Annotated in this window: 6 protein-coding genes; all 6 read left to right on the top strand. The window is 41.2% G+C overall.

Annotated features, from left to right (window positions below; translation table 11 throughout):
- Positions 1 to 55 precede the first annotated feature (55 nt).
- Positions 56 to 1,138: a 3-phosphoserine/phosphohydroxythreonine transaminase gene (gene serC / locus H5072_RS10545; RefSeq protein WP_024595544.1), complete on the top strand. Its 1,083-nt coding sequence runs from the start codon at positions 56 to 58 to the stop codon at positions 1,136 to 1,138.
- Positions 1,138 to 2,415, top strand: a complete 1,278-nt coding sequence (aroA, locus tag H5072_RS10540; RefSeq protein WP_182693498.1) for a 3-phosphoshikimate 1-carboxyvinyltransferase — start codon at positions 1,138 to 1,140, stop codon at positions 2,413 to 2,415. The genes serC and aroA overlap by 1 nt, the downstream gene beginning before the upstream one ends.
- A gap of 106 nt (positions 2,416 to 2,521) precedes the next feature.
- Entirely contained in the window at positions 2,522 to 3,232 is a 711-nt protein-coding gene (gene cmk, locus H5072_RS10535) for a (d)CMP kinase (RefSeq protein WP_002961166.1), read from the top strand.
- A 95-nt stretch (positions 3,233 to 3,327) separates the two neighbouring features.
- Complete coding sequence (gene rpsA / locus H5072_RS10530) at positions 3,328 to 4,995, top strand: 30S ribosomal protein S1 (protein WP_002961176.1); 1,668 nt, start codon at positions 3,328 to 3,330, stop codon at positions 4,993 to 4,995.
- A 67-nt stretch (positions 4,996 to 5,062) separates the two neighbouring features.
- Positions 5,063 to 5,350, top strand: coding sequence for an integration host factor subunit beta (gene ihfB, locus H5072_RS10525; protein ID WP_002961178.1), 288 nt, complete (start codon positions 5,063 to 5,065; stop codon positions 5,348 to 5,350).
- 21 nt (positions 5,351 to 5,371) lie between these two features.
- A partial coding sequence (locus H5072_RS10520) for a lipopolysaccharide assembly protein LapA domain-containing protein (RefSeq protein WP_182693497.1) occupies positions 5,372 to 5,571 on the top strand: 200 nt, incomplete at its 3' end.

Raw genomic sequence — 5,571 nt, 5'->3', positions numbered from 1 at the left:
GTGGGTATTGAGCATTCATGCTTAGTAGTTAAATTACTGGAATGAGGCAAAGGTAATGAGTAAATATAATTTTTGTGCGGGGCCAGCTATGCTTCCGCAAGCGGTTATGAAAAAAGCACAAAAAGAGTTTCTAGATTGGCAAGATTTAGGTGTGTCTGTGATGGAAATAAGCCATCGTAGCAAAGAGTTTTTAGCCCTTACAGCTAAATGTGAAGCCAGCCTTCGTCGCCTAATGAATATCAGTGATGAATTTGAAGTGCTGTTTATGCATGGTGGTGGTCGTGGTCAGTTTAGTGCTGTGCCATTAAATTTACACCAAGAAGGCAAAGCTGCGGTTTATTGCGAAAATGGCGTGTGGTCAAAAAGTGCAACAGACGAGGCCAACAAGTTTACTCAAGCAACCTCTATTGATGTGCGTAATGATGCCAATGGCGAGTTTTCTATTAAACAGGTTGCTGATTGGGTGCTACCAGAAGATGCATCTTACATTCACTATTGCCCTAACGAAACGGTTGACGGCTTAGAAATTTTTGATGTACCAAGCCACCCAACTGCACCGATCGTTGCTGATATGTCGTCAACTATTTTATCACGCGAAATAGACGTTAATAAATTTGATTTAATTTACGCTGGTGCGCAAAAGAATATCGGCCCGTCGGGCATATCAATCGTTATTGTTCGTAAAACATTACTTGAGCGTGAAGGCTTACCTAAGCCAGGCATTTTAGATTACGCATTAGAAGCAAAACAAGGCAGCATGTTTAACACGCCTCCCACATTTGCTTGGTATTTAGCTGCTGAAGTATTTCAATGGCTTGAAAGTAATGGTGGCGTAAAAGCGATGGAAGTTCAAAATATTGCTAAAGCGCAGCTACTTTATGACTTTATTGATGAATCGAGCTTTTATACCAATAAAGTAGCTAAACATTGCCGTTCACGTATGAATGTTCCGTTTTGGCTTAACGATGAAAGCTTAAATGATAAGTTTGTTGCTCAGTCTAAAGATGCAGGGTTACTCGCTCTTGAAGGCCACAGAATTGTGGGCGGTATGCGCGCAAGTATTTATAACGCAATGCCTATTGAAGGTGTTCAAGCACTTGTAGACTTTATGGCTGCTTTTGCAAAGGAGCACAGCTAATGGAGCAGCTTCGTTTAGAACCTATTTCTAGAGTAAATGGCACAGTAACCCTACCAGGTTCAAAAAGTCTATCGAACAGAATTTTATTATTAGCAGCACTTGCAAGCGGTACTACCGTTGTAGAAAACTTACTTGATAGTGACGATATACGCCATATGCTGGGCGCCTTAAAGTTATTAGGTGTAAATGTAACTTTAAATGATGACCGCACTGTAGCCACCGTAGAGGGTGTTAGTGGTGTGTTTAATACACCGACTGAGCCATTGTTTTTAGGTAATGCGGGTACTGCTTATAGACCTTTAACGGCAGTACTTGCTGCCGTTGCTGGTAAGTACGAGCTAATTGGCGAGCCACGTATGGAAGAGCGCCCGATAGGGCACTTGGTTGACGCGCTGCAAGCATTGGGTGGTGATGTTACTTATACAAAGCACAAAGACTACCCACCACTTAAAATTGTGGGTGGCCAAATAAAAGGCGGTGAGGTTGAAATTGACGGCAGTATTTCAAGTCAATTTTTAACCGCTCTATTAATGGCAGCGCCATTATTTAACGGTGATACAACAATAACTATTAAAGGTACTTTAGTCTCTAAACCTTATATTGATATTACACTTGATGTAATGGCACGTTTTGGGGTTAATGTTGAGCACAGTGATTATGTAACCTTTAAAGTTAAAGGTGGTCAACAGTATCAATCATTAGATCGCATAATGGTTGAAGGCGATGCATCTTCTGCCTCTTACTTTGTTGCTGCGGCTGCAATTGCAGGCGGTGAGATTGAAATTAAGGGCGTGGGTGCCAAGTCGGTGCAAGGTGATATAGGCTTTGCCAAAGTAATGGAGCAAGTAGGCGCAAAAATTGATTGGTATGATGAGCGTTTAGTTGTTCGCAAAGGCGAACTAAAAGGTGTGGATATTGACGCCAATGCAATTCCTGATGCAGCTATGACTCTTGCAACTGTTGCTCTTTTTGCCAAAGGCCCAACAGCCATTCGTAACATTTATAACTGGCGAGTAAAAGAGACAGACCGTTTATATGCAATGGCAACTGAGCTTCGTAAAGTAGGCGCACAGGTTGTAGAAGGTGAAGATTTTATAGAGATCACCCCACCTGAAACATTTAATGATGTTGCTGTTGATACTTACGACGATCACCGTATAGCCATGTGTTTTGCAATGGTTGCCGTTGGTGGAAAGCCAATAACAATTAATGATCCAAAGTGTACCTATAAAACATTTCCTACATTTTTCAATGTTTTAGCGTCAGTCAGTGAATAAGCTAATTAGAAGTAATTACAAAAGTTACACACTAATAGCAGATATATTTTAATAACTGACGTATAATGTCGCGGTTTATTTAGGTGTGCATTGCAGGAGGTTTTAAATGCAGGCGTTATTAATGCCCGTGATCACCGTTGATGGCCCAAGTGGTTCAGGTAAAGGAACTGTTTGTCGCTTGTTAGCCGACAAGTTAGGGTGGGATGTATTAGATAGCGGTGCGATTTATCGTGTTTTATCTTTAGCTGCACTTCATCACCAAATTGCATTAGACAATGAAGAAGGGCTTGTCCCGCTTGCTGCAAATTTAGATGTGCAGTTTTTGGTAGATAGCCAAACTAATGCAGGAAAAGTTATTTTAGAAGGCGAAGATGTAACCACTACTATTCGTAATGAAGAAGTAGGCGCTGCGGCTTCAAAAGTTGCAGCATTACCTCGCGTTCGTGAAGCGTTATTACGTCGCCAGCGTGCATTTCGCACTGAAAATGGCTTAATTGCCGATGGCCGTGATATGGGCACTGTGGTTTTTCAAGATGCGCCGTTAAAAATATATTTAACAGCCAGTGCACAAGAGCGTGCTCGTAGACGCTTTGTTGAGTTGAATACGCGCGGCCTTGATGTTACACTAAGTGGTCTATTACAGGACATTCAAGCTCGTGACGAGCGCGATATGAATCGCACCGTTGCTCCGCTTGTACCTGCAGAGGATGCTATTGAGATCGATACTAGCGATCTTAATGCACAGCAAGTGTTTGATAAGGTAATAACTTTATTGGATATTGCTATCTCTGAAGGTAAGCTTCCTAAACGAAGCTAAACACATTTTATGCGCCAGCAGGATGCCAGTGCTATTTTAACAACCCCATGCAGCATGGTTGCTTATTGGTATTAATATATGAGACGTATATTCGTATGTCAGAAAATTTTGCGCAGTTATTTGAAGAAAGCTTAAAGGGTTTTGAAGCAGAGCAAGGCTCTATCGTTAAAGGTACAGTAATCTCTATCGAGAATAACATTGTACTTGTAGATGCTGGTCTTAAATCAGAAAGTGCTATCCCTGCAGAGCAGTTCAAAAATGCTGCTGGTGAACTAGAAGTTGCTGTAGGCGACGAAGTAGATGTTGCACTAGATGCAATTGAAGACGGTTTCGGTGAAACTATCCTTTCTCGTGAGAAAGCTAAGCGTCACGAAGCATGGATCCGTCTTGAGAAAGCATGTGAAGAGCAAGAGACTGTTACTGGTGTTATCAACGGTAAAGTTAAAGGCGGTTTCACAGTTGAAGTTGATTCAATCCGTGCTTTCCTACCTGGTTCACTTGTTGATGTTCGTCCAGTACGTGACACAACTCACCTTGAAGGCAAAGAGCTTGAATTTAAAGTAATCAAGCTTGACCAAAAACGTAACAACGTTGTTGTTTCACGTCGTGCAGTTATCGAATCTGAAAACTCACAAGAACGTGAAGAGCTTCTTGCTAACCTTGTTGAAGGCCAAGAAGTTAAAGGTATCGTTAAGAACCTTACTGACTACGGTGCATTCGTTGACCTTGGTGGTGTTGATGGTCTACTACACATTACTGATATGGCTTGGAAGCGTGTTAAGCACCCTTCAGAAATCGTTAATGTTGGCGACGAAATCGCAGTTAAAGTTCTAAAATTCGACAAAGATAAAACTCGTGTTTCTCTAGGCCTTAAACAGCTTGGTGAAGATCCATGGGCAGCTATCGCTGGTCGTTACCCAGAAGGTTCTAAACTTTCTGGTCGTGTTACTAACCTTACAGATTACGGCTGTTTCGTGGAAATCGAAGAAGGCGTTGAAGGTTTAGTACACGTTTCTGAAATGGATTGGACTAACAAGAACATCCATCCTTCAAAAGTTGTAAGCCTTGGCGACACTGTTGAAGTTATGGTTTTAGAAATTGACGAAGAACGTCGTCGTATTTCTCTTGGTCTTAAGCAATGTATTGCTAATCCTTGGCAGGAATTTGCTCGTCTACAAAACAAAGGCGATCAAGTTACTGGTAAGATCAAATCAATCACTGACTTCGGTATCTTTATCGGTCTTGACGGTGGTATTGACGGTCTTGTACACCTTTCAGACATTTCTTGGAATACACCTGGCGAAGAAGCTGTACGTGAATTCAAGAAAGGCGACGAAATCACTGCTATCGTATTGCAAGTTGACCCAGAGCGTGAACGTATCTCTCTAGGTGTTAAGCAAATCGAAGCTGACCCATTCAATAACTACCTTGATGCAAACAAAAAAGGTGCTATTGTTAAAGGTAAAGTGACTGAAGTTGATGCGAAAGGCGCAACTGTTGAACTTATCGAAGGCGTTGAAGGTTACATCCGTGTAGCTGATATCGCTCAAGAGCGTGTTGAAGATGCAACTACTGTTGTTTCTGTAGGCGACGAGATTGAAGTTAAATACGTTGGTGTTGATCGTAAGAACCGCACTTTAAGCTTATCTGTAAAAGCTCTTTTCGAAGCTGAAGAGAAAGAAGTACTAGAGAAGCTTAAGAAAGAAGAGCCAGTGTTTGAAAACGCAATGGCAGCTGCTTTCGCAAATGCACAAAAAGACTAATATATAATTAGTTTTTAGTTGGAAGGGCATTTTTTGCCCTTCCTATATCTCTTTTTAAGGAAACGCTATGACTAAGTCAGAATTGATAGAAATACTTGCGGAACAACACGCACACGTTCCAGTGAAAGATGTTGAGAATGCTGTAAAAGAAATTCTTGAACAAATGGCCGGCTCATTATCTACTTCAGATCGTATTGAGATCAGAGGTTTTGGTAGTTTCTCTTTGCATTTCCGCGCTCCTCGCACAGGTCGTAATCCTAAGACTGGCGATACAGTTGAGCTTGAAGGAAAGCATGTACCTCATTTTAAACCAGGCAAAGAATTACGCGACCGCGTGAATGAAAGCATTGCCTAGTTAACTTAGTGGAGTAGTTACTTGTTCAAGGTATTAAAAATTATTCTGGTTGCACTATGCCTTATCAGTGCATTTGTATTAGGGTCACAAAACCCACAGTTAGTACAAGTAAATTACATTATAGCCAGTAATACACTACCTTTAGCTGTAATAATAAGTATCTGCTTTTTATTAGGTGTTTTGATTGGTTGTTTTATTAGCTTTAAATTGTTTTCGCAATT

It is taken from the genome of Pseudoalteromonas sp. SR45-5, from assembly GCF_014163565.1.
GTDB lineage: Bacteria > Pseudomonadota > Gammaproteobacteria > Enterobacterales > Alteromonadaceae > Pseudoalteromonas > Pseudoalteromonas distincta.
The sequence above is the reverse complement of the archived record's forward strand: the minus strand, read 5'-3'. Positions and strand labels throughout refer to the sequence as shown.

Bases quoted from the DNA above. Each gene is read 5' to 3' on its own strand.
- cmk (WP_002961166.1), top strand. From the start codon at position 2,522: ATGCAGGCGTTATTAATGCCCGTGATCACCGTTGATGGCCCAAGTGGT.
- rpsA (WP_002961176.1), top strand. From the start codon at position 3,328: ATGTCAGAAAATTTTGCGCAGTTATTTGAAGAAAGCTTAAAGGGTTTT.
- ihfB (WP_002961178.1), top strand. From the start codon at position 5,063: ATGACTAAGTCAGAATTGATAGAAATACTTGCGGAACAACACGCACAC.
- aroA (WP_182693498.1), top strand. From the start codon at position 1,138: ATGGAGCAGCTTCGTTTAGAACCTATTTCTAGAGTAAATGGCACAGTA.
- serC (WP_024595544.1), top strand. From the start codon at position 56: ATGAGTAAATATAATTTTTGTGCGGGGCCAGCTATGCTTCCGCAAGCG.